Source organism: Butyricimonas sp. BSD2780061689_150309_C8 (assembly GCF_015560935.1).
Taxonomy (GTDB): Bacteria; Bacteroidota; Bacteroidia; order Bacteroidales; family Marinifilaceae; genus Butyricimonas; species Butyricimonas paravirosa.
In genome coordinates, this window is the sequence record NZ_JADMSV010000022.1 from 64,316 (window position 1) to 85,391 (window position 21,076).

Consider the following 21,076-nt stretch of genomic DNA (forward strand, 5'->3'; position numbering starts at 1 on the left):
ATCCTACATTTTTAAAATCCAATATTAATTCCCACGGAATAATTCTTCGGATGCACGCTATCCCCCAATTCCGGATCAAAACCATTAAAGCGTTTACTTGCTATAACAAATAAATTTGAAACCGTAGCGTTCAAGGAAAGCGTCTTCAAGCCCATCCGTTTGCACCAATCTTCGCCAATCCGCCAAGACAATGACAATTGTCTGCAACGCAAGAACGAAGCATCTGCAACCAAAGCATCAGATTGTTCCCATATCCTCATCCACTGTTCCTCCGAACCATTCGGTAAAGTAACATTACTACTCAGCGTCGTCACCAATCCGGGGATTTTCGTGTAATTTTCATCTCCCGGTTTCTTCCAACGTTTGGTCAAATCTTTACTCAAATTCACATCCGAATCCGGGATTTTCGATCCATTAGGTATATTGGCATACGGGGAAGGCAAACGTTTTTTGCATCCTAACAATAGAGAGAAGCCGGATGAAAGCGTCAACGTCTTCCAACGCAAACTGAAATTCAATCCCCCGGTAAAATTCGGTTCTTTCGTACCGGAATACACCAGATAAGTGGTCGGATCAACCCCGGAATTTCTTTCGGCTTCCGGCACATCAAAATAATTAAACAAGGGGCGACCATCCTCGCTGCTTAACCCCGCAAAAGAATAAGACCAAAAACCACCAACCGGATATCCTTTTTTCAAGATCTTATCGCTGCTACCCGCAAGTAACTCATCTTTGGTGGCTTCGTATTCTTCTTTCCCCGTTTCATTCCAGTTTTTAGAAGAGTTCAACGAGATACTTAAAGCCCAATCTTTAGTCTTTACCGGGGTAAAACTAACCGTAAACTCAACTCCTTCGTTCGTTATTTTTCCGCCGTTCATCTTCATAGTCGAAATCCCGTACTCGGAAGGCAAATCTTGAGTAACAATAACGTTCGAATTTCTTCTATAATAATCAACCACTACATCAAATATATTAAACAACGTCATATCCACTCCCCAATCCCAAGACTTTGTTTTTTCCCAAGAAAGATTCGGGTTCGGCAAACTAGAGATCTTCGAGTAATGCTGATTGTAAACCGAAAGAATTCCATATTGTCTCAATGTCAAATCCGGTCCTAATTTAGTCATCGCATTACCCTGTATTCCATAGGTGGCTCGAATGTTAAAGGCATTTAGCCATTTTTTCATTCCCTCGAGCCATGGTTCGTCCATCATTCTCCAAGACAAACCGAAAGAATATGTCGGGTCAAACCGGTTATTCACGTCCTGCCCGAAACGATTTGACTCGTCATTTCGCATCGAGAAATTAAACACGTAACGATTTTTTAACGAATAAGCAACCGTTGCAAAGAAAGAAAGATAATTATCCGTATTCTTGGTTCGTTTCCATCCTGACCCATAAATTTCATCCAATATTCCCCAACCAGAAACAGCATTACTTATGGGCTGTAATTCATCCGGAGGCGTAGGCCTTACCAGAGTTTCTCCCCGGTCAGGCATATACCCCCATACCTTATTGGCATTGTTGGCAACAGCAGAGGAACGAAGTTCCATTGCCAGCATGGCATTCAACCGATGTTCCTCATTAAAAGATTTAGATAACAACACTTTATTCTGAATATTATAGGCTCGCTGTGAAGCATCAGTCGTAAACAACACACCCCCGAAAGGCAAAAGTGCCGCTTTAAATAAAGCACTATTGGGTTCGGCTGCTCCATAATCATACCCACGATACCTCCAAGCCACACGAAATGTTCTTTCCGTGTTATAAGTTTCCCCATTCGTGTTCGAGGCTGTATATCCTCCGGTAAATTCATAACTCAACCAATCCAATATATTCCATCTGAAGTTAAGAGCGGCAGATACATGTAAATTCTTATTGGTAGAGCCACTATTATCCCGTTCATTGATAAAATTGTAACTCAAACTCTGTACATTTCTATTATACAAATACGTTGCCCGCTTTTGATAATATACCGGATTTCCCTCTTCATCATAAGCCGGGATGGAACGACTCGTTGTCGTGGCGTACGACATTGGATTCACTTCCTCGCCAAAAGCCTTTGTTGTACTGGAAGTTGCATTCAGACTGGCATTCAAACGCACGTTCTCGTGTAAACGAATATTCACCGCAACCCTCCCGGTCATTCTCTCATTGGAGTTTCCGATCTCCTGTCCTAGCGTGTTGTTATACCCCAAAGAAACATTGTAAGTTATTGCTTCAGTACCCCCGGCCAAACTCACATTATGACTATGACTTACAGCCGAACGGGTTAATAAATCGAACCAATCCGTATTAACCGTCGATAGAAAAGTTTTTCTCTTCATAAATTCATCATAACTTAAATCGCCTGCCAAATACATTTTCATAGCACCCTCGTATGTATACGGTTGAGTTATCGGCTCTTTGTCATAATACGCTCCAGCATTATAGACGTCTTGCGAGAACTGCACCCGTTCCTTGGAATTCATGTAATTGAACATCCCGTAATTAGGGCGAGTATTAATCGTCATGTTACCCGTGTAGTTCACGGTTAACCTTCCTGCTTTCCCTTTCTTCGTGGTGATCACAATTACCCCGTTAGAAGCCTTTGAACCATAAACAGCCGTGGCTGAAGCATCTTTTAGTACGGTAATTGTTTCTATATCCATCGGGTTCAACCAAGAAATCTGACTACCAATAATATCTTTCAAGTCCTGTGTCATAATGTCAGTTGTTTCCAATTCTAAAGGGTCCTCCTGCACAATACCGTCAACCACCCATAACGGGGATTGGTTTCCAAAAATAGTTGTTGTCCCTCTCAATTTGATTTTTGGTGTTGTTCCCACCCGAGAACTTGTGTTCATCACAACCATACCGGCTATTTGCCCCTGCAACATCTGGTCTATCGAGTTATACGCTGGCATAATAACATCAGCAGCTTTCACGCTCGTGTAGGAACCCACCATATCCCTCCGGTTAATAGTATTATATCCCGTAACCACGACCTCATCCATCTGTTTGGACTCCTCTTCCAATATAACCTCCAGCATTTTCTCCCCCTTCCAAACAACTTCTTTTGTTTTCATTCCAACAAAAGAAAACAATAATTTAATATTTTCTTGTTTAGGAATACTTAGAACAAATTTTCCCTCCATATCAGAAGCAACTCCAACACTTGTACCTTTCAAAACAATTGTTACCCCCGGAAATACCTGCCCATTTTCACCCTTCACAATACCTTTAATAATTACCATATCCTTTTTCCCATCATCTTCCCGAACAGTAATCACCACCACCCGATCATCTATTTTAAAGGACAACCCTAACGGACGTAATAAATCTTCCAACAACTGATTGAAATCCTTATCCGTGGCATTTACATCCATTTTACCACATTTATCAACAAGATCCAATTTGTAAAGAAACGTATAGTTCGTCATCTTTTCCAAACTAGAAAAGATTTCCTGAACGGTCGCATCTTTCATATTCAAAGATACTTTCGTTTGTGAAAATGTACTGGCAGAAAGGTGCATCACTCCCACCAACAATAAAATCATCGAGATTTTCATGCGCAAAAAGAATTTAGATTTCCATTGTTGCCAAAAATTTGGCAACAAATCCCATTTTTTTTTCATAAATTTGTAATTCAATTAAATTAAACATTTAGTCTGCTCGTCACCCAACGAGCGGGTACATAAACGGGATTGCCCAATCCCGTTTATTATTTATCAAAAACCGTCAATGCCCGACCTTGCAATTCAAATCGTACATCTCCGGATATTTCAAACTTTCGCAACACATCCTCTACTGAGGAATACATCGGCATTTTACCACTATACACGACACTCTTCGCACTTTGATTCATGTAAAAAATTTCAAGATCATACCATCTTGCCACGATTCTCAAAATTTCTTCCAAGGTTATGTCCTTAAAATAGAATAAACCATCTTTCCAAGCCGTAAACTCATTCACGTCCACCGGGGAAACTCTCAACATTCCAACACCCTTATTGTAATAAGCCTGTTCTCCCGGTTTAATTATCTTCTCCGGTTGCCCATCCCGAAGAATAGCGACGCTTCCCTGCACCAACGTCGTGTAAATTCCCGGCTCATCAACATACGACTTTACGTTAAAAGCCGTCCCCAAAACCTTTACTTTCATCTCATCCACCTCTACAATAAATGGCTTACTTTCATTCCGAGCAACTTCAAAATAAGCTTCTCCTTTCAAACTTACGCTACGCATATCCCCGTCAAACCGAGAAGGGAACTCCAACTTCGTACCCGAATTCAAGTACACCTTCGTACCGTCACATAATTCCACTGTATAAGTTCCTCCATACGGAACATTTATCGTGTAACGTCCCACTTCTTTCAATAGATAATCTGTAGAATCCTGCTCTTTTATTTTCAGAACCCCTGCATCATTATCAAAAGCAACATTTATCCGATTATTACGAACGATTGAAGACAAGGTGTCTAATCGATACTTTAGTCCAGAAGCCATCTCCAATGTAACTATCGCTTTACCCGGTTCTATTTTTTCTTCCATGGATGAATTCACCATACCCGTCTCCCGGTTCAACAACAAAAATGCAGAAATTCCCACCATAACCACAACTGACGCAGCCACCCAAGGTAAAAACAAACGTTTCTTTCCACGTTGTCTCTTTTTTAACCGAACTAAAGCTTTCTCTACGTCAAAACTCCCCACAGCACGCAATTCACTTCCAACCCGTTCTTTATCCCTTAATTCTCCCGCCAGTTCTTCTAATCCCCTCACCTTAGATAACATCTCTTCCACACTTTCCTTTTCGTCCCCGGAAAGTTCTCCCCAGCTATACCGTAATAACTCTTTTGCAAATCCCAATGGTTTCTTCATCTCTCTCGTAAAATTTCCCCTATTACAAACAACTCAGAAAAAAGGATTACGCAAAAGACAACTTTTTTAGGAAAAAAAATAATATCCCCAATAATTACCTAGTAATAACAACATTACCGGATATAACCCTTTCAATTTTTCTCGTAACAGAATTTTTGCTTTATTTTTTTGAACTTTTACAGTATTCACACTAATCGAGAGCTGTGTAGCAATCTCTTCATTACTGAAACCATCCACATATGCCAACTTAAAAACTCGCCCACATTCCGTCGGCAACTCCTGTATAGCTTCCATGATCTCTTGGTAGACTTCGGCTCGTACAACGTTCACAAAAAAATTATTCTCATCTTCCTCTGTATCTTTTTGTATAGATCCTAGTATATCAGAACGAATACTGGTCATTTTTATTTGGTTCAAGCAACTATTACGAACAGCCTTATAAAGATAATGTTTCAAATGATTTTCGTTATCAAAGCACTCTTCCCCGTTCAATAGTTTCATAAACACCTCTTGAACCACATCTTCCGCCTCATCCTGCTCCTTCAGATAATGACACGCAAAATAGCAAAGTATCTGATAATAACGCCGAAAATAGCTATCAAATACCTCCTGTTTCCGTATATTTATCTTCTCCACATTCTGCATTCTTGGTAACAATAAACGATCCTTTACTCGTAATTAAAGGCAAAGATATTATATTTAACGAAAAATACGCCACTTCTCTTCTAAAGAATTCCAATCTTCCTTTAAAGCATTTTAATTATATAATACCATCACTTACCCCATGCTTACAACACACCATAACACTCCGGAATAATGTCATACCTCAAGAATTATTCCAAGATTTTACAATAACAACGAGCAAATACTATTTCAGCAACTTTTCCAATTTCTCGATCATCTTCGCAAAAGCCTCCTTAGTATAACCGACCTCAATCTCCACGATCTTTCCCTTCTTATCAATAATAAAATTTCGAGGAATGGTTGCCGTGGCAAACTTCGAATAAATCTTACGTTCCGGATCAAGTCCCATAGGGAACGTGTATCCATTTCTTTCTCGAAACTTCTTCACCTGCTCCTTACTCTCCTCGCGAGAAATAGCCAAGAACACGAAATCTTTCCCTTTAAAGCGATCAAGAATCTCCTTCTGCACCCGTTTCAACTCCTCTTGACAAGGAGGACACCACGTAGCCCAGAAATTAATTAATACAATCTTCCCCTTTAAATCTTTAATATTGATCTTTTGCCCGTCAAACATCTCCACAACAAATTCGGGAACATCATCCCCAACCTTTACCAGCGTCTCCTTTTCCTGAGCGTTAACTCTTGCTAAACTTCCCAGTACCAACAAGGAAACGACAAAAACAAATACCCTTTTCATGACCTTTTCTTTATTTGGTTCTAGACAAAGATAAAAAATAATTTCAATAATCATTCTTGAATAAATTAAATACATTTGCATTATAGTATTAACCAGCAAACAAAAATAGACCGTGCGCCTTATTTTTTATCTGTTTTTATTCACTCTCCTGCATTCCTGCCGGGAAGCTAACTCCCGGCTTGAACAAGCCCTGCAACTTGCCGGGGACAACAAGCTGGAACTCCAAAAAGTGCTGGACCACTATGCCGGCGACAGCCTCAAACTAAAAGCGGCCATTTTCCTTATCGAGAACATGCCAGGCCACTATTCCCTCGACGGCCCCTACCTTCGGCAACTCCAACGAGTCATCGACAGTACGGAGACCCCTTACTTAATGAAGAAAGTCATCCTCATGCAACCCCTCCGTTATCCCCGTTCCCGCCAGCAACTTAGGGCGGAACCGGACCTCGAACAAGTGAAAGCCGACTACCTCATTCACCAAATTGACCAAGCCTTCCGGCTATGGACCAACAGTCCTTGGCTCGAAGACCTCACTCTTGAAAATTTCCTTGAATATTTACTACCTTACCGGATTGGTAATGAACCCCTCGATTATTGGCGGGATTCCATAGATTCTCGGCTAAGGGAACGCCTGCAAGAGGCAGGACACTACTTTGATAACCAAAAACACTCCCCCTACAACATGGCGCAAATCGTTTACGGTCACGCCCTAGGACTTGATTCCGGAAAGGACAACCTGGCAGGAATTCCCTTCTCGGCTAAAGAATGTGTCTTTTCTAGCCAACTACAACTACTGGCATATCGCATGGTAGGTATTCCCGCAGCCATAGACCACGTCCCCTATTGGGCCGACATGAACGGATTCCACGAATGGACGGTCGTCATGGATACCAAAAACAAGGACATACTCGCCGGGCAGATAGAGATGAAAAACGCTCCGAAAGTGTATCGCCGCACGTACTCGATCAACCCCATTCCCGTTCCCGAAAAGGATGAATACATTCCCCCGTTCTTCACAAACCCCTTCAACCGGGATGTCACCAACAAATACCTGCACACCTCGGATATTACGGTCACCGCAACTGTCCCCGTGCAGGCACGACACGCTTATCTCGCCATATTCAACGGGCGAGAACTCCGGGTCGTCGACTGGAGCGACGTGCAACAAGGCAAAGCCCACTTTCATGCCATGGGTCCCAACATCGTGTATTTTCCCGTCTATTTCGAGAAGGAGTACCAGCGAAACTTCGCCTATCCCTTCATCCTGCGAGCAAACGGGGCAACCGTCACATTACGTCCAGACACGACACGACGACAGACTCTCACCCTCACTCGTAAATATCCTTTACATCACAACAAAGTGTACCATGGCAACGCCCTTGTCGGGGCAAGGTTTCAAGCATCGAACGATCCAACATTCCAAAACCCCGTAACCATCCACCGTGTCACCCACAACCCTAACATGCAACCCGTAATCGTTCCGGTCGATACCACGCAAAAATACCGTTACTGGCGATTTAACCATACCAAGATCGTGGAACTCGCCGAGTGGAGATTCAAGGACAACCGGGGCCAAAACCTAACAGGAAAAAGCATTGATCCCGAAGGTAGAGGAGCCCGCCTCGCCAACATTTTCGACAATGACCCGCTTTCCCATGGAAGAATATCCCATCGGCTCGTCGTGGACTTCGGTCACCCCGTCAGCGTGTCGGAAATTATCTACCTACCCCGCAACGATGCGAACGGCGTGTATCCCGGAAACGAGTACGAACTATTTTACTTCGACCTCGGTGGTTGGCAATCTCTCGGTTGTAAAATCGCTACGGGTTATTCCGTTGATTTTGAAAACGTTCCCTCGAACGCCGTCTACTGGCTGCGTAATCACACGGCAGGTAAAGAAGAGCGCGTGTTCACGATACAAAACGGAGAACAACGTTTCTGGTAAAATAAAATCATCATTTTTATTCGTGCTTCCCTTCTTCTTTCAAGAAAAATAGCTAATTTAGGCTATTCATTAAAGAGAGAGGTTATGTTGGATACGATAAAACAGTTCCTCAAGGAACACGAGATTGACGAGAAAGCGGGATTTATCATTGCCGTTAGCGGGGGAGCCGATTCAATCACTTTACTCCACGCATTCAAGTACTTGAATCTACGCATACACGCCTTGCATTGCAACTTCAACCTGCGGGGCAAAGAATCGAACATGGATGAACAATTCGTGAAACGGTTCTGTGAAACCTACGGTATCCCTATGAGCGTGAAACGCTTTGACACCCAAGAATACGCCAAGAAAAAAGGCATCAGCATAGAGATGGCCGCTCGGGAACTACGCTACGACTGGTTCGAAGAAATGCGCCAGAAGAAAAAAATGGACTACATCGTAGTGGGACACCATGCCGACGATCTTGCCGAGACTCTCTTTATTAATATATGTCGCGGAACCGGCATCAAGGGGCTCACCGGTATTCGTCCCGTCAAAGATCGCATTCTACGCCCGCTCCTGTCCCGTTCCCGGGAGGAGATCATCACTTACATCGAGCAAAACCAACTGGGGTATCGTACCGATTCCACCAATAACTCGCTCGACTACGTGCGGAACAAAATTCGCCACATGATCATCCCCGTATGCAAGGACATCAATCCCTCATTCCTCAACACGGTACGGGAAAACTGTAACACCCTCAAGGAAGTGGAGCAAATCTACCGTTACGGCATCGACCGTTTGAAAGAAGAAGTGATTAGCGAGGAAAACGGGGAAACCCTTATTGACATACAAAAGACACTGGCAGCCCCAGCCCCTTACACGCTCTTGTTCGAGATCCTACGGCCATATGGTTTTAATGCCACGCAAATCGAGGATATTCTTGAAAGCAGCGACGCCATTCCCGGAAAACAATTCGAGGCAGAAGAATACTTACTTACGAAAGGCAGGATCTACTGGCGGCTATTCAATATCTTAGAAAAAGAAGACAAACGCACTCTTTTGGCAGACAGTGGAGAATACCACGTCGATGACAGCATCTTCCGGCTCGAAGAACAAGACATCGATGACTCTTTTATTGTTCCCCGTGATCTTGACACAGGGTGTTTTGACCTCGATAAAATCACTTATCCCCTCGTATTACGCCACTGGTCCATGGGTGACTGGTTCTGCCCTCTCGGTATGAAACGTAGTAAAAAGAAATTGAGCGACTTTTTCACAGACTTGAAATTCAGCGCCAAGCAGAAAAAAGACTGCCTTCTCTTACAATCTGGCAAGGACATCATTTGGGTGGTCGGCCATCGCATAGACGATCGCTACAAAGTATCTCCTGCTACCAAAAGAGTTTTAATTATCAAACAAATAAAAGGAATTTAATACTCATTAAATGATCAATACTCTAAATAGAAAAAGAGGCCCGTCGGCCTCTTTTAACACACTAACAATAAATTTACTACACTTATAAAAGCAAAAAACATTTCCTTCAATTGCTGGGCAAAGATAAATATTTAAAACGTTTGCGCAAACTTTTTTAAGAAAAAAAACGTTCGCGTATAACTAATCTAAAAGTTCTTTGTTTTTCATTTTTTTATCCATACTTTTGTGTGAGTTTACGACATTAAACGAGAGAGTTAACATCATTATTAACCAAATAATAAAAAAACAAATGTCAAAGATTAAAGTTGGTATCAACGGATTCGGACGTATCGGTCGTCTGGTTTTTAGAGCTGCAATGACAAGAGACGATATTGAAATCGTTGGAATAAATGACCTTATCGATGTCGACTACATGGTTTACATGTTGAAATATGACACCATGCACGGTCGTTTCAACGGAACCGTTGAGGCTAAAGATGGAAAACTCGTTGTAAACGGACACGCTATCCGTGTTACAGCAGAGAGAAACCCGGAAGATCTGAAATGGAACGAGGTGGGTGCAGAATATGTAGTTGAGTCAACCGGACTTTTCTTAACGAAAGAAAAAGCAGAAGCTCATTTGAAAGCCGGGGCAAAAAGAGTCGTGATGTCCGCCCCGTCAAAAGATGATACCCCGATGTTCGTGATGGGTGTAAACCACAAAACCTACGCCGGACAAACTATTGTATCTAACGCATCATGTACCACAAACTGCTTGGCCCCGCTGGCTAAAGTAATGCATGATAAATTCGGCATTGTTGAAGGTTTGATGACCACCGTACACGCTACCACCGCTACCCAAAAAACAGTAGACGGTCCTTCTATGAAAGACTGGAGAGGTGGACGTGCCGCTGCCGGCAACATCATCCCGTCATCTACCGGAGCTGCTAAAGCCGTGGGTAAAGTGATCCCGGAATTGAACGGCAAATTAACCGGTATGTCATTCCGCGTTCCTACATTGGACGTGTCTGTGGTTGACTTGACTTGCCGTCTGGAAAAAGCTGCAACTTACGAAGAGATCAAAGCTGCCATGAGAGAGGCTTCTGAGAATGAATTGAAAGGCATTCTTGGCTATACTGAAGAAGAAGTTGTTTCTTCAGACTTCTTGGGTGACGCTCGCACTTCTATCTTCGATGCTAAAGCCGGTATCGCATTAAACTCTAACTTCGTGAAACTCGTTTCTTGGTATGACAACGAGTGGGGATACTCCAACAAAGTTCTCGAGTTAATCGCTCACATGGCTACAGTAAAATAAAAAAAGGGGCATAAGCCCCTTTTTTAGTCTATCACACACACTAACCACATGGAAAACAATCAACAGAGAAGGCCATACAAACTAGGTTTGGCATTAAGTGGAGGGGGAGCCAGAGGATTCGCCCATTTAGGCGTCTACAAGGCAATGCAAGAGCTGGGAATTAAACCGGACATCATTTCGGGAACCAGTGCGGGAGCAATAGCCGGGCTTATATTTGCATCCGGTCACTCGGCAGAGGACGGGCTTAAATTCTTTCAAGACAGAAAACTGCTCGACTTCGCACGACCTTTAGTCTCCAAAACCGGAATCATGACCATGACCGGAATGGAAAAAAGGTTATCCGAGTTCATTCATGTTGAAACTTTCGAGGAACTACAAATACCGTTGGTAGTCACCGCCACCAACATGAACTTGGGCATACCTACGCATTTCAGCACGGGCAAAGTAGTCCCCTGCGTGTTAGCATCCTGTTCTATACCCATCGTATTCGTACCCGTCACCATCAATCACCACCAGTACTCGGACGGTGGAGTATTTATGAACCTACCCGTGCGACCGATCCGGGAGTTATGCGAGACAGTTATCGGCGTACATATCGACCCGTTGGAGCCCTGTAATCACATCAAAAGCATGGTCCACTTAGCCGAACGCTCCTTCCACATGGGTATTCTGTCAAACATGAATATAGACACCCGCTTGTGTGACATCGTTATCGTGCCGAAACACATCAGCCGATACAGCATGTTCGACCTTAATAACATCGAAAAAATAGTGGACGAAGGTTACCGACAGGCTAAAGTCGTATTCTCTCGCCCAAAAATCATGAAAAAACTGAATTGCCTAATGATTCAGTGATCCCATCGATGAAGTGATTTAGTGATTTCCGATTAGGTGATTATAAATCACTAGATACTTAAATGTAAAATGTAGAATGAAAAACTACCCCCCTCTAAAAGGTAAAAGTTAAAAACTAAAAGATAAAAGTTGAAAATCAAAAAGCGTCAGCTTGTGCGGTTGGAATCTAAAATCTAAAATCACTAAATTACCATGTTTTCTTCCCTTCAAGCCCTTGGAATATCTTCGTTGAACGAGATGCAAGAAGCCTCACTGAAAGCTCATCGAGAAACCGATCACATCATCCTGCTCTCTCCCACCGGATCTGGTAAAACCCTAGCCTTCCTATTACCCTTGCTAGAAAACCTTGTCCCGGATAACACGAAAGCACAGGCCATCATCCTAACCCCATCAAGAGAACTGGCTTTACAGATAGAGCAAGTATTCCGTTCCCTGAAAAGCGGTTTCAAGGTGGTATGCTGTTACGGGGGACATGATATCAACGTGGAAAGTCGCAGCTTGGCATACACGCCCACGCTGATTATCGGGACTCCGGGACGCATACTCGATCACGTCACCCGGGGGACAATTGACACAAACTCAATCTCCACCATCATTCTCGATGAGTTCGATAAGGCTCTGGAATTCGGTTTTCAAGAAGACATGGAAACCATCTTCTCGTACTTGCCACACCTGCAAAAGCGAGTCTTAACCTCTGCAACATCGGCCATCGAGATACCAAAATTCACGGGCCTACGAAACCCTCTCATGTTGGATTTTCTTGAAGGTGCCGCACCGATCAAGTTAACACTCAAAAGCGTGTACACCGAAGGTAACAACAAACTCGACACGCTCTACAAGCTACTGTGTGATCTAGAGGAAGGTCCTACCCTGATTTTTTGTAACTATCGGGAACGGGCGGAAGAAGTGAGTAATTACCTGTGGGATAAAGGTGTCAATAACGAATATTTTCACGGAGGAATGGAACAGGAAGAACGCGAGCGAGTGCTGTGTAAATTCCGCAATGGAAGTACGTACATTTTCATCTCGACAGACCTCGCCTCCCGCGGTCTGGATATCCCGGAGATAAAATACATCATCCACTATCACCTCCCCGAAAAGCCGGAATCCTTCACCCATCGCAACGGTCGAACTGCACGGATGAATGCCTCCGGTACCGCTTTTCTCCTACTCGACAGGGATGAATCCCGCCCGGATTTCCTAACCGAAATCCCGGAAACCTACCACCCCGTCGGTAAATACCCCGCCCCGGCAGAACCATTCTGGTCCACCCTCTACATTGGCAAAGGGAAAAAAGACAAGGTCAACAAAATGGATATCGTCGGTTTCCTCTGCCAAAAAGGGAACTTGAAAAAAGAAGACATTGGTAAAATCGAAGTCAAAGACCATCACTCTTTCGTCGCCGTCAAGCGAGGCAATCTAAGACAACTACTTTCCCTCATCCGAAGAGAGAAAATCAAAAATATGAGAGCCAAAATAGAACTTTCGAGGTAAAGTAATGTAGAACAAATTTTAAAGACTAAAATAAAAGGGACTTTCCAGTCCCCTTTAACTTATATACTCTTTCATTTTCTCCACGATCCCTGCATTTCCGGCCAGTATGGCGATACCCCGGTCCTCCCGGAAGGGTTCAACATAACCGCCCGCCTCCTGCACGATAAGTACTCCGGCACACACGTCCCAAAGTTTCAAACCCAGTTCCCAGTACCCATCCAGAAACCCGGCTGCAACCCCACAAAGATCGTAAGCGGCAGATCCCATACGCCGTATTCCCCGCAGATGTGGCAGAATACGACTTAAATTGTCGATATTATTCACAGGATGTATTCCCTTGTCGTAAGGGAAACCCGTGGCTAGCACGGAACGATCGAGTTCCGTCTTGTCGGAAACGTGGATCGGAGCATTGTTTAGAAAAGCCCCTTTGCCTCGGATTGCCGTGTACAGCTCGTTCAAGTAGGGAGCATACACAACTCCTAACAACGTCTCACCCCGGTATTGCAGCCCGATAGACACGCAAAATACGGGTAATCCCTGGCTATAATTATTTGTCCCGTCCAAAGGGTCCACCACCCACAGATAGTCGCTATGAGCATCATGTTCCCCACTTTCTTCCCCCAACACACTATGATCGGGAAAACACTTGCCGATACGCTCGATCAGCATGGACTCACTTAGCTTATCCACCTTCGTCACGACATCATGTACCGTTGACTTCGTTTCAAGTTCCAAATGTCCACTTCTGAAATAAGAGTATTGAATTTCCCCAACCTCTTTCGCCCATGCCACTGCAAGCGCCAGCGTGTTTTCCAAATTTATATTCATGATAATTACTTTTCCTTCGGATTTTTCTGCGTATCAAATACTTCTATTGTATATAAAAGAGTTGAATATCTGGGAACAATACAATTACCCGTAGACATATCAAACCCTCCACCATAGCCATATCCCATATCAGATGGTAGTAATACTTGTACTTTATCACCCACCTTCAATTTTGTCATTGCTAAACGCAAGCCTAATGGCTTTAAACTTGCTACACTCTCTTTCACGGATTCTACATCCTTATCCATTTTCAAGAACTTACGAGAAGTTCCAAACGGGTCCAAAATACTTCCTTCCATCCATATTGTGACGCTATCCGTAGCAGTTATCTCCGCCCCAGTTCCAACCTTGAATGTAGCAATTTTAGCAATTGTATCATTATTCACAATCTCATCATTCGAGGTAAATTCAGAAATACTTTTTATCCCACTTACCGTATCTAAGTATTGTTTCATTAAACTTTTTTCATAAGCAAGTAGATTATGTTCTGTTACAATCTTTTCAACCATATATTCCCGATAAACTAAAGCAGTTGAAAGACTCATAATACTCGAAATAATTGAACTTCCCGTTGTTCCTTCCGGAATATTCATTAAAATATCAGATAACGGATCGATATATTTTTCCGCATCTGTATTCATTTGCACTAATATCGGTCCTCCTAAAGTATAATAAGGAGAAACTCCGGCACCGACGGCAACACTCGGATCCGAAGAATCAATAATATTCCCCGTCAAACTCTTTTGCGTGTAATTAATCCAAACGAAATCACCATACGTTGCTTTCTTTCCTTCTTTCTGGTAATTAAACAAGTAAGCGTAATCCTCTATATTCTCTTTCAGGTAAGTATATTGATACTTGAAGATCTTCGGATCAGAATCCTTAGTATACACGAAGTCTTTAATCCTAGCCTGCTCATCCTCAAATGTTTTCTTCCAGTTGTCACCATCATCATCGGAACACCCGATGAATCCGCTTGCCAAAAGGCAAAGCAGCATTACCCAATAATTACTTTTCATTTTCCGTTTCTATTTAGCTGTTATTTTTCAAACTATTCTTCTTCCGTTTTAGGTGGAACCACTTTACGAATCCGTACCCAATACCATAACGTTGAGTATGGAGGAATTAAATATTGTTTAAGTTTAGTACGATCTCGGAAAGTTATTTCCCGGGTTGTACCTACCGCACCATAAGCCATTCCATAAGGTACAATAATATGTGCAGAATCTCCAGCTTGTAAATGCTGTAATCCTTTCACCAACCCTGTTGGATAATTTTTCTGCCAAGTCTCATTAAACAAGAAATAAATAGAATCACGTCCCATACTTCTCAACACCCGATTCTGTAATCCCACATCATCCAGCAAGCCATAATCCATTTCCAACAAAACAGAATCCCCCACTTGAATATCTCGATCGCCCGTTCCTTTCTCCAAAATAGCTGTATAAGTAACTGTATCCCGCTCTCCAATAGATGAAATTTCTCGCGTAGGAAAGTCAACAAAAGCATTCTCCACGCCCATAATGTCTACTAGATAACTTCGAATCAACCCATATTCATTCACTTTCACATCGTTAATGAGCTTATGTGCCTTTAACTTATAATGTAACGGTTTCCCGTAATTATTCTTATCTCCGGCCAAAATAGAGGGTACAATCATTTCTCCTCCCATACTTCCAACACTAATATGTCGAAACGCTTCCGCCACATAATCATATTTCTTGATCGTGTCATAACGATAAAGTACCGGTCCTCCAAAAGCATAAGTAAACGTGGAATCACCCTGTTCGGGAGATGTCGTATCCAATTTACCTCCATTCAGATAGAATTTCTCGTAATCCATCAACACCCATCCCGAATCCTTTGCCACCTCGCCACTATTATCGTAATTGAAAATAAAAACCGTATCAATTAACATACCATGCACGCTATAATACTCAAGATAAAGAATCGGCGTGGTAATTTGACTCAGGTACTCGTGAATAGCGATCTTCTCATTTTCCAATGTATCAATCAAATCGAGTTCCTCTTCATCGTTATTACAACCGAAGAAAGTCAACGCAAACAAACTGCTTAATAGAATCAGAAATTTATTCATTACACTATTTATTATCTATTGGTACTTCTACCCACGCACCTTGATGCAAGCGCATCGTGCTTTTTATTCCGACTTCCCGCAACCACTCGAATGCCAACGCCCGGTTGTCATTTACCAGCTGGGGCAAATGGGCGTCAGAATTCACCATCACGGGAATATTCAACTCTTTCAACCACTTGAAATACTTCACATTGGGAAACATCATCCCCTTCTTCGTGTATGCCTTCGTGTTCACCTCCACCATGACACCTTTCTCCGCTATCAAGGACATATAGTCCCACAACAACCGGTTATACCACTCCTGTTCCGTCAACGAGCTATCTATCAGCGAACCGTTCATGGATATTTTATCCAGATGCGCCACAAAGTCAAAACCACCCAACTCTACCATCCGGGAAGACGCCTTGAAATAAGCCTCCACGAGATATTTCAGATCATCATGAAAAATCAAACGCAAGTTCTCCCTAAAATCCTCGAACTTCCCGTCCATATCCATGATCTCACCCGTCTGTTCCTCGGTCACGAGATGCACGGAACCAATGCGGTAATCCAGCGGCATACGCTGAAAATATTCTACTGCCGGTCCCCAATCATCATTCAGATAATCAATTTCCATCCCCACGTAAAGCTCGATCTGCCCCGCATATTTCTCCTGCAAACGTTTTATCTCCGTCAGGTAAGCCTCCACGTTTCCTTTGCTTAAAGACCAACGGGTCTCGAAAGGAAGTGGTGAGTGCGAAGAGATCCCGTAACTATGGAATCCCGCCTCGATGGCAGCCTTCACGAAATCCTCCGCCGGGGCTTTCCCGTCACAAAAATTACAATGACTATGATACGTGCATAAATCCATCAGCTACTCCTTCACCCAAGCATGAACAATTTCGGCCACGTACACTTTGTGGAAATCCTTCTGGCCGTACTGGCTATCCACGATCTTCTTATCCAGAAAAGCCTCTTCCTTCAAGAAGTCAGTATATAATTTCTTACACTCCAACACCAATGTTGCCTCCTCAAAAGCCGGATTCCCGGCCTCCGTGAAATAGGGTGTCAACCCGCTTTCCTGCACCTTGTTCACGTCACGCCCGGAAACAGAACCACATACATTCAATACATGACGGTACTTCTCGTCAAAAAATGACAAGGTAAACTCATCTTTTTTCTCCGTAAACTCGAACGTGTAACGTTGTGGCCGCACGAACACCATCACCACGGGTTTATTCCACAAATACCCCATCGATCCCCAACTAGCCGTCATCATGTTGAACTTCTCCTGATCCCCAGCCGTCACCAGCATCCAGTCCTGACCGATCAACTTGATCACGTTCTTGTCTATATCTTTCGGTGCAATCTTTTTCATATTTTATATCTTTTTACCGGCCACCGGTTTCAAGTAGCCGGAATCACACAATCTAAAATCGTAAATCTAAAATCATTACATTCTCTCCGGCATCTCTATTCCCAACATACCCATGGCATTCTCTATTGCCACGCTACATTGTTGTGCCAGTAGCAAACGTAAATTACGCACTTGTTCGTTTTCTTCCTTCAGGATAGAATAATCATGGTAGAACTGGTTAAACTCCTTCGCCAGCTCGTAAGCATAATTCCCGATCAACGCCGGGCTATAATTATCCCCTGCCTCCTTCACGACTGCGGGCAATTTAGCAATCAGCTTAACCAGATTTTGTTCTTTCTCGGTTAATGCCGTGTGAATATCTCCCGGAACAATCTTTACCCCAGCCTCTTCCGCTTTACGCAAAACAGACTTAATACGAGTATAGGTATACTGGATAAATGGACCCGTATTCCCATTAAAATCAATGGATTCCTTCGGATTAAACATCATGGTCTTCTTCGGATCGACCTTCAAGATAAAATACTTTAGCGCCCCCAAAGCAACTTTACGATACACGTCCTCGGCCTCTTCCTTCGTGTAACCGTCCAGTTTCCCCAACTCCTCGGAAGTCGTACGAGCCGTGTGAATCATCTCGTCAATCAAATCATCGGCATCCACCACCGTCCCCTCCCGGGATTTCATTTTCCCCTCCGGCAATTCAACCATACCGTAAGAAAGATGCTTGATCTTGTCGGCCCAATCGAATCCCAACTTCTTACAAACCAATGACAACACCTGAAAATGATAATTCTGCTCGTTACCCACCACGTATATCTCCTGATCCATGTTAAACTCGTTGAAACGATCGTATGCCGTACCAATGTCCTGCGTCATGTAAACAGAAGTCCCGTCATCCCGCAACAACAACTTGTGATCCAACCCATCACCGGTAAGATCGGCCCACACGCTTCCGGTATCTTTCCGGTAAAGTACGCCATCAGCCAAACCTTTCAACACGAGGTCACGTCCTTTCTTGTATGTCTGTGACTCGAAATATACTTTGTCAAACGAGATACCCATCATTTTATAGGTCTCGTCAAAACCTTTCAATACCCAATTGTTCATGGTCCGCCACAAGGAAACCACCTTTTCGTCCCCAGCTTCCCACTTGCGCAACATCTCCTGAGCCTCCAACAATATCGGGGCCTCTTTCTTTGCCTCCTCTTCCGTTTTGCCTTGCTCCATCAACTCCTTGATCTGCGCCTTGTACTCCTTGTCAAAACGCACATAATAATCTCCCACGAAGTGATCCCCCTTAGTTCCTGTACTTTCCGGAGTAGCACCGTTGGCAAACTTCTCCCACGCAATCATACTTTTACAGATATGAATCCCCCGGTCATTCACCAAGTTCACCATAATCACGTTATGCCCGTTTGCCTTCTGAATCTCAGAAACCGACCATCCCAGAAAATTATTCCGGATATGTCCCAAATGCAACGGTTTATTCGTGTTCGGTGAAGAGTACTCGATCATGTAGGTCTTCCCGCTAGGCACCTTCGCATAACCGTACTTTTCCTCTTTTGCCACGTCATTCAACACCTCGATCCAGTAAGCGGAAGAAATCACCACGTTCAAAAATCCCTTGATCACGTTGTAGGTTTCCACCTCTTCAATATTTTGTTTCAAATACTCTCCCAGCTCTTTAGCCGTTTCCTCGGGCGATTTTCTGGAATATCGGGTAAACGGGAAAACGACCACCGTCAAATCACCGGCAAATTCTTTCCGGGTTTCCTGCAACTGTACGTCTTTCTCGGTTAATTCAACCCCATAACAAGCCTTTACGGCCTCCAGCACCTGCTGAGTAAGCATTTTTTCTATCGTCATATCTCTCAAACTTTTAATACCGTATTATCCATTGATTTGCAAAAATACAATTTCTTGCTATAAATCCCCCCTAAACCCGAAAAAAAACAACATAATTTTTCCCCTGTTCTCATGATCTCCAAAAAATCACAAAAACAAGGGAAAAACCCTTCATTTACAACTGAATTAATTTATGATTTATGAATTACTATTTACAATTAAAAAGTACCAACCATTCGAGACCGAAATCATAAATCTAAAATCCTACCGTCCTCCCAAAATCCTTACATACTCCGCATACGCCACCTTATACTGGTAATTCGCCGAAACCACGTTCGTGTAGGCTTGCAACCAAGTTGCCTGCGAAGACAACACATCCAGAATAGGCAACTTCCCTTCGTTATAGCTAAAAGTATTCAACTTCAAGTTCTCCCGAGCAATCTCCAACGTGGAATTGGCAATCTCCACCTGTTTCCAGTTCTCGTTCAACTTCACCCAAGCATTTGCCAGTTCCTCTTTCACTTGATCCTCGACTTTACTCATGGCTAACTCCTTACTTGTCTCCATCGCACGATTCTGTTTCACGTACTGGCGTTTCTCTCCCCAGTTGAAAATAGGCATACTCAACTTCGCAAAAGCCACCGTCGCGAACTTCTCGTCACCGGAAACATTAATCAACGGCGTACCCCACGTCTCCTTCACCCCCACGGCAAATTGCGGCAGATACTTTGAACGTATAATCTTGGTCTGTTGCTTGGTCAAATTAAAATCCTGCACGGCAATCTGGTAATCGGCCCTCCGTTTCAAAGCCACTTCCAACGGTTGTAAACCCGGAACGATCACCGGCTTCTGGATCGAGTCAATAATAACCCACTTTTCCTCTAAAGGAGCCCCCATCATGATTTTAAACGACTGCATCGCTGTCTGGTAATTCATATTCCGGGTAGATTCTTGCAACTCCGCCTCCTTCAAGCGGGTCTTCACCATCAGCAAGTCCGTCTTGCTGATCGCCCCCTCGTCAAAACGTTTTTGTACAATCCCATCCAGCTCCTTCACGATCAACACGAACTCTTGGGAAATATAAAACAGACTCTCGTTAGCCGCCAACGTCCAATAACTCACGTCAGCCGCATAAACAATATTATCCGTCGTCAACTCTTCCCCCAAACGGGCAATCGCTTTCTGTAACTTCGCCGCCTCTTGCTGCTTGCGTACCATACTCCCCGCATACACGTTCTGCGACAATGTCGCCTCCGCCGAATAATTATTGTGTTTCAGATCAACCCCCTGCATAAATTCCACGTCTTCTATCTGATACGAATAATTCCCGCTTAATTGCAATTTTGGAAAGAATCCCGTTTTTACCCCTTTCAACGCATATATCGCCGCCTTGACAGCCTCCCTCGATTGCTTGATATCCTGATTATACTCCAGCACCTTCGCCCGGTACTCCTCGACCGTCAAGGTCTGCGCTATTCCGCTCCCCAACGTCATCCATAAAATTCCTATTGTAATAACAAAAACCTTCATACAATTAAAAATTGAATATTGAAAATAAACTCCCTCCCCCCTTCGGGGTACTCCCTCTATAAACAGAGGGAGAGTTGAAATACTCTCTGTCTTCGGGAAGAGTCACCAGCTCCTCCTCTGTTTATAGAGGAGGTGGCCGAAGGCCGGAGGAGTTCAATCTAAAATCTAAAAT

At 43.5% G+C, this 21,076-nt stretch carries 16 protein-coding genes; 5 read left to right on the forward strand and 11 right to left on the reverse strand.

Going from position 1 to position 21,076, the window contains the following annotated elements:
- Positions 1–11 precede the first annotated feature (11 nt).
- The 4 genes from I2I33_RS15170 to I2I33_RS15185 form a co-directional block, all read right to left on the reverse strand.
- Complete coding sequence (locus tag I2I33_RS15170; RefSeq protein WP_410492005.1) at positions 12–3,539, reverse strand: SusC/RagA family TonB-linked outer membrane protein; 3,528 nt, start codon at positions 3,537–3,539, stop codon at positions 12–14.
- A gap of 164 nt (positions 3,540–3,703) precedes the next feature.
- Positions 3,704–4,864: a FecR family protein gene (locus tag I2I33_RS15175; RefSeq protein WP_087422183.1), complete on the reverse strand. Its 1,161-nt coding sequence runs from the start codon at positions 4,862–4,864 to the stop codon at positions 3,704–3,706.
- Between the two features lie 66 nt (positions 4,865–4,930).
- Positions 4,931–5,509: an RNA polymerase sigma factor gene (locus tag I2I33_RS15180; protein ID WP_087422182.1), complete on the reverse strand. Its 579-nt coding sequence runs from the start codon at positions 5,507–5,509 to the stop codon at positions 4,931–4,933.
- Between the two features lie 223 nt (positions 5,510–5,732).
- Entirely contained in the window at positions 5,733–6,245 is a 513-nt protein-coding gene (locus I2I33_RS15185; RefSeq protein ID WP_087422254.1) for a TlpA family protein disulfide reductase, read from the reverse strand.
- A 391-nt stretch (positions 6,246–6,636) separates the two neighbouring features.
- Here I2I33_RS15185 and I2I33_RS15190 point away from each other — a divergent pair, with 391 nt between their 5' ends.
- The 5 genes from I2I33_RS15190 to I2I33_RS15210 all read left to right on the forward strand — a co-directional run bounded on the left by I2I33_RS15190 (position 6,637) and on the right by I2I33_RS15210 (position 13,249).
- The gene (locus I2I33_RS15190) at positions 6,637–8,190 is read left to right on the forward strand and encodes a hypothetical protein (protein WP_195666842.1); all 1,554 of its coding nucleotides are present in this window, start codon (positions 6,637–6,639) and stop codon (positions 8,188–8,190) included.
- Positions 8,191–8,274: 84 nt separating this feature from the next.
- Positions 8,275–9,606, forward strand: a complete 1,332-nt coding sequence (gene tilS / locus I2I33_RS15195) for a tRNA lysidine(34) synthetase TilS (RefSeq protein ID WP_087422180.1) — start codon at positions 8,275–8,277, stop codon at positions 9,604–9,606.
- Positions 9,607–9,895: 289 nt separating this feature from the next.
- Positions 9,896–10,900, forward strand: coding sequence for a type I glyceraldehyde-3-phosphate dehydrogenase (gene gap, locus I2I33_RS15200; RefSeq protein ID WP_027199762.1), 1,005 nt, complete (start codon positions 9,896–9,898; stop codon positions 10,898–10,900).
- A gap of 48 nt (positions 10,901–10,948) precedes the next feature.
- Positions 10,949–11,755: a patatin-like phospholipase family protein gene (locus I2I33_RS15205; RefSeq protein WP_087422179.1), complete on the forward strand. Its 807-nt coding sequence runs from the start codon at positions 10,949–10,951 to the stop codon at positions 11,753–11,755.
- Between the two features lie 192 nt (positions 11,756–11,947).
- On the forward strand, positions 11,948–13,249 hold the full coding sequence (locus I2I33_RS15210; protein ID WP_087422178.1) for a DEAD/DEAH box helicase: 1,302 nt from the start codon (positions 11,948–11,950) through the stop codon (positions 13,247–13,249).
- A gap of 54 nt (positions 13,250–13,303) precedes the next feature.
- On the opposite strand, the gene I2I33_RS15215 is transcribed toward I2I33_RS15210, so the two are convergent.
- The 7 genes from I2I33_RS15215 to I2I33_RS15245 form a co-directional block, all read right to left on the reverse strand.
- Positions 13,304–14,077 (reverse strand): inositol monophosphatase family protein, encoded by a 774-nt coding sequence (locus I2I33_RS15215; protein ID WP_087422177.1) that lies wholly within the window; start codon positions 14,075–14,077, stop codon positions 13,304–13,306.
- Positions 14,078–14,082: 5 nt separating this feature from the next.
- Complete coding sequence (locus I2I33_RS15220; RefSeq protein ID WP_087422176.1) at positions 14,083–15,096, reverse strand: FKBP-type peptidyl-prolyl cis-trans isomerase; 1,014 nt, start codon at positions 15,094–15,096, stop codon at positions 14,083–14,085.
- A 32-nt stretch (positions 15,097–15,128) separates the two neighbouring features.
- A complete protein-coding gene (locus I2I33_RS15225; protein ID WP_087422175.1) occupies positions 15,129–16,175 on the reverse strand; it encodes an FKBP-type peptidyl-prolyl cis-trans isomerase in 1,047 nt (348 codons plus the stop codon).
- 4 nt (positions 16,176–16,179) lie between these two features.
- Positions 16,180–17,025: a histidinol-phosphatase gene (locus I2I33_RS15230; RefSeq protein WP_087422174.1), complete on the reverse strand. Its 846-nt coding sequence runs from the start codon at positions 17,023–17,025 to the stop codon at positions 16,180–16,182.
- 3 nt (positions 17,026–17,028) lie between these two features.
- The gene (locus I2I33_RS15235; protein WP_087422173.1) at positions 17,029–17,532 is read right to left on the reverse strand and encodes a flavin reductase family protein; all 504 of its coding nucleotides are present in this window, start codon (positions 17,530–17,532) and stop codon (positions 17,029–17,031) included.
- 75 nt (positions 17,533–17,607) lie between these two features.
- Positions 17,608–19,395, reverse strand: a complete 1,788-nt coding sequence (gene argS / locus I2I33_RS15240; protein ID WP_087422172.1) for an arginine--tRNA ligase — start codon at positions 19,393–19,395, stop codon at positions 17,608–17,610.
- Between the two features lie 243 nt (positions 19,396–19,638).
- Positions 19,639–20,904 (reverse strand): TolC family protein, encoded by a 1,266-nt coding sequence (locus tag I2I33_RS15245; RefSeq protein WP_087422171.1) that lies wholly within the window; start codon positions 20,902–20,904, stop codon positions 19,639–19,641.
- Positions 20,905–21,076: the final 172 nt, after the last annotated feature.

Excerpts from the sequence above, each read along its gene's own strand:
- I2I33_RS15170 (WP_410492005.1), bottom strand. The coding sequence starts at position 3,539 with ATGATTTTATTGTTGGTGGGAGTGATGCACCTTTCTGCCAGTACATTT.
- I2I33_RS15175 (WP_087422183.1), bottom strand. The coding sequence starts at position 4,864 with ATGAAGAAACCATTGGGATTTGCAAAAGAGTTATTACGGTATAGCTGG.
- I2I33_RS15180 (WP_087422182.1), bottom strand. The coding sequence starts at position 5,509 with ATGCAGAATGTGGAGAAGATAAATATACGGAAACAGGAGGTATTTGAT.
- I2I33_RS15185 (WP_087422254.1), bottom strand. The coding sequence starts at position 6,245 with ATGAAAAGGGTATTTGTTTTTGTCGTTTCCTTGTTGGTACTGGGAAGT.
- I2I33_RS15190 (WP_195666842.1), top strand. The coding sequence starts at position 6,637 with ATGCAACCCCTCCGTTATCCCCGTTCCCGCCAGCAACTTAGGGCGGAA.
- tilS (WP_087422180.1), top strand. The coding sequence starts at position 8,275 with ATGTTGGATACGATAAAACAGTTCCTCAAGGAACACGAGATTGACGAG.
- gap (WP_027199762.1), top strand. The coding sequence starts at position 9,896 with ATGTCAAAGATTAAAGTTGGTATCAACGGATTCGGACGTATCGGTCGT.
- I2I33_RS15205 (WP_087422179.1), top strand. The coding sequence starts at position 10,949 with ATGGAAAACAATCAACAGAGAAGGCCATACAAACTAGGTTTGGCATTA.
- I2I33_RS15210 (WP_087422178.1), top strand. The coding sequence starts at position 11,948 with ATGTTTTCTTCCCTTCAAGCCCTTGGAATATCTTCGTTGAACGAGATG.
- I2I33_RS15215 (WP_087422177.1), bottom strand. The coding sequence starts at position 14,077 with ATGAATATAAATTTGGAAAACACGCTGGCGCTTGCAGTGGCATGGGCG.
- I2I33_RS15220 (WP_087422176.1), bottom strand. The coding sequence starts at position 15,096 with ATGAAAAGTAATTATTGGGTAATGCTGCTTTGCCTTTTGGCAAGCGGA.
- I2I33_RS15225 (WP_087422175.1), bottom strand. The coding sequence starts at position 16,175 with ATGAATAAATTTCTGATTCTATTAAGCAGTTTGTTTGCGTTGACTTTC.
- I2I33_RS15230 (WP_087422174.1), bottom strand. The coding sequence starts at position 17,025 with ATGGATTTATGCACGTATCATAGTCATTGTAATTTTTGTGACGGGAAA.
- I2I33_RS15235 (WP_087422173.1), bottom strand. The coding sequence starts at position 17,532 with ATGAAAAAGATTGCACCGAAAGATATAGACAAGAACGTGATCAAGTTG.
- argS (WP_087422172.1), bottom strand. The coding sequence starts at position 19,395 with ATGACGATAGAAAAAATGCTTACTCAGCAGGTGCTGGAGGCCGTAAAG.
- I2I33_RS15245 (WP_087422171.1), bottom strand. The coding sequence starts at position 20,904 with ATGAAGGTTTTTGTTATTACAATAGGAATTTTATGGATGACGTTGGGG.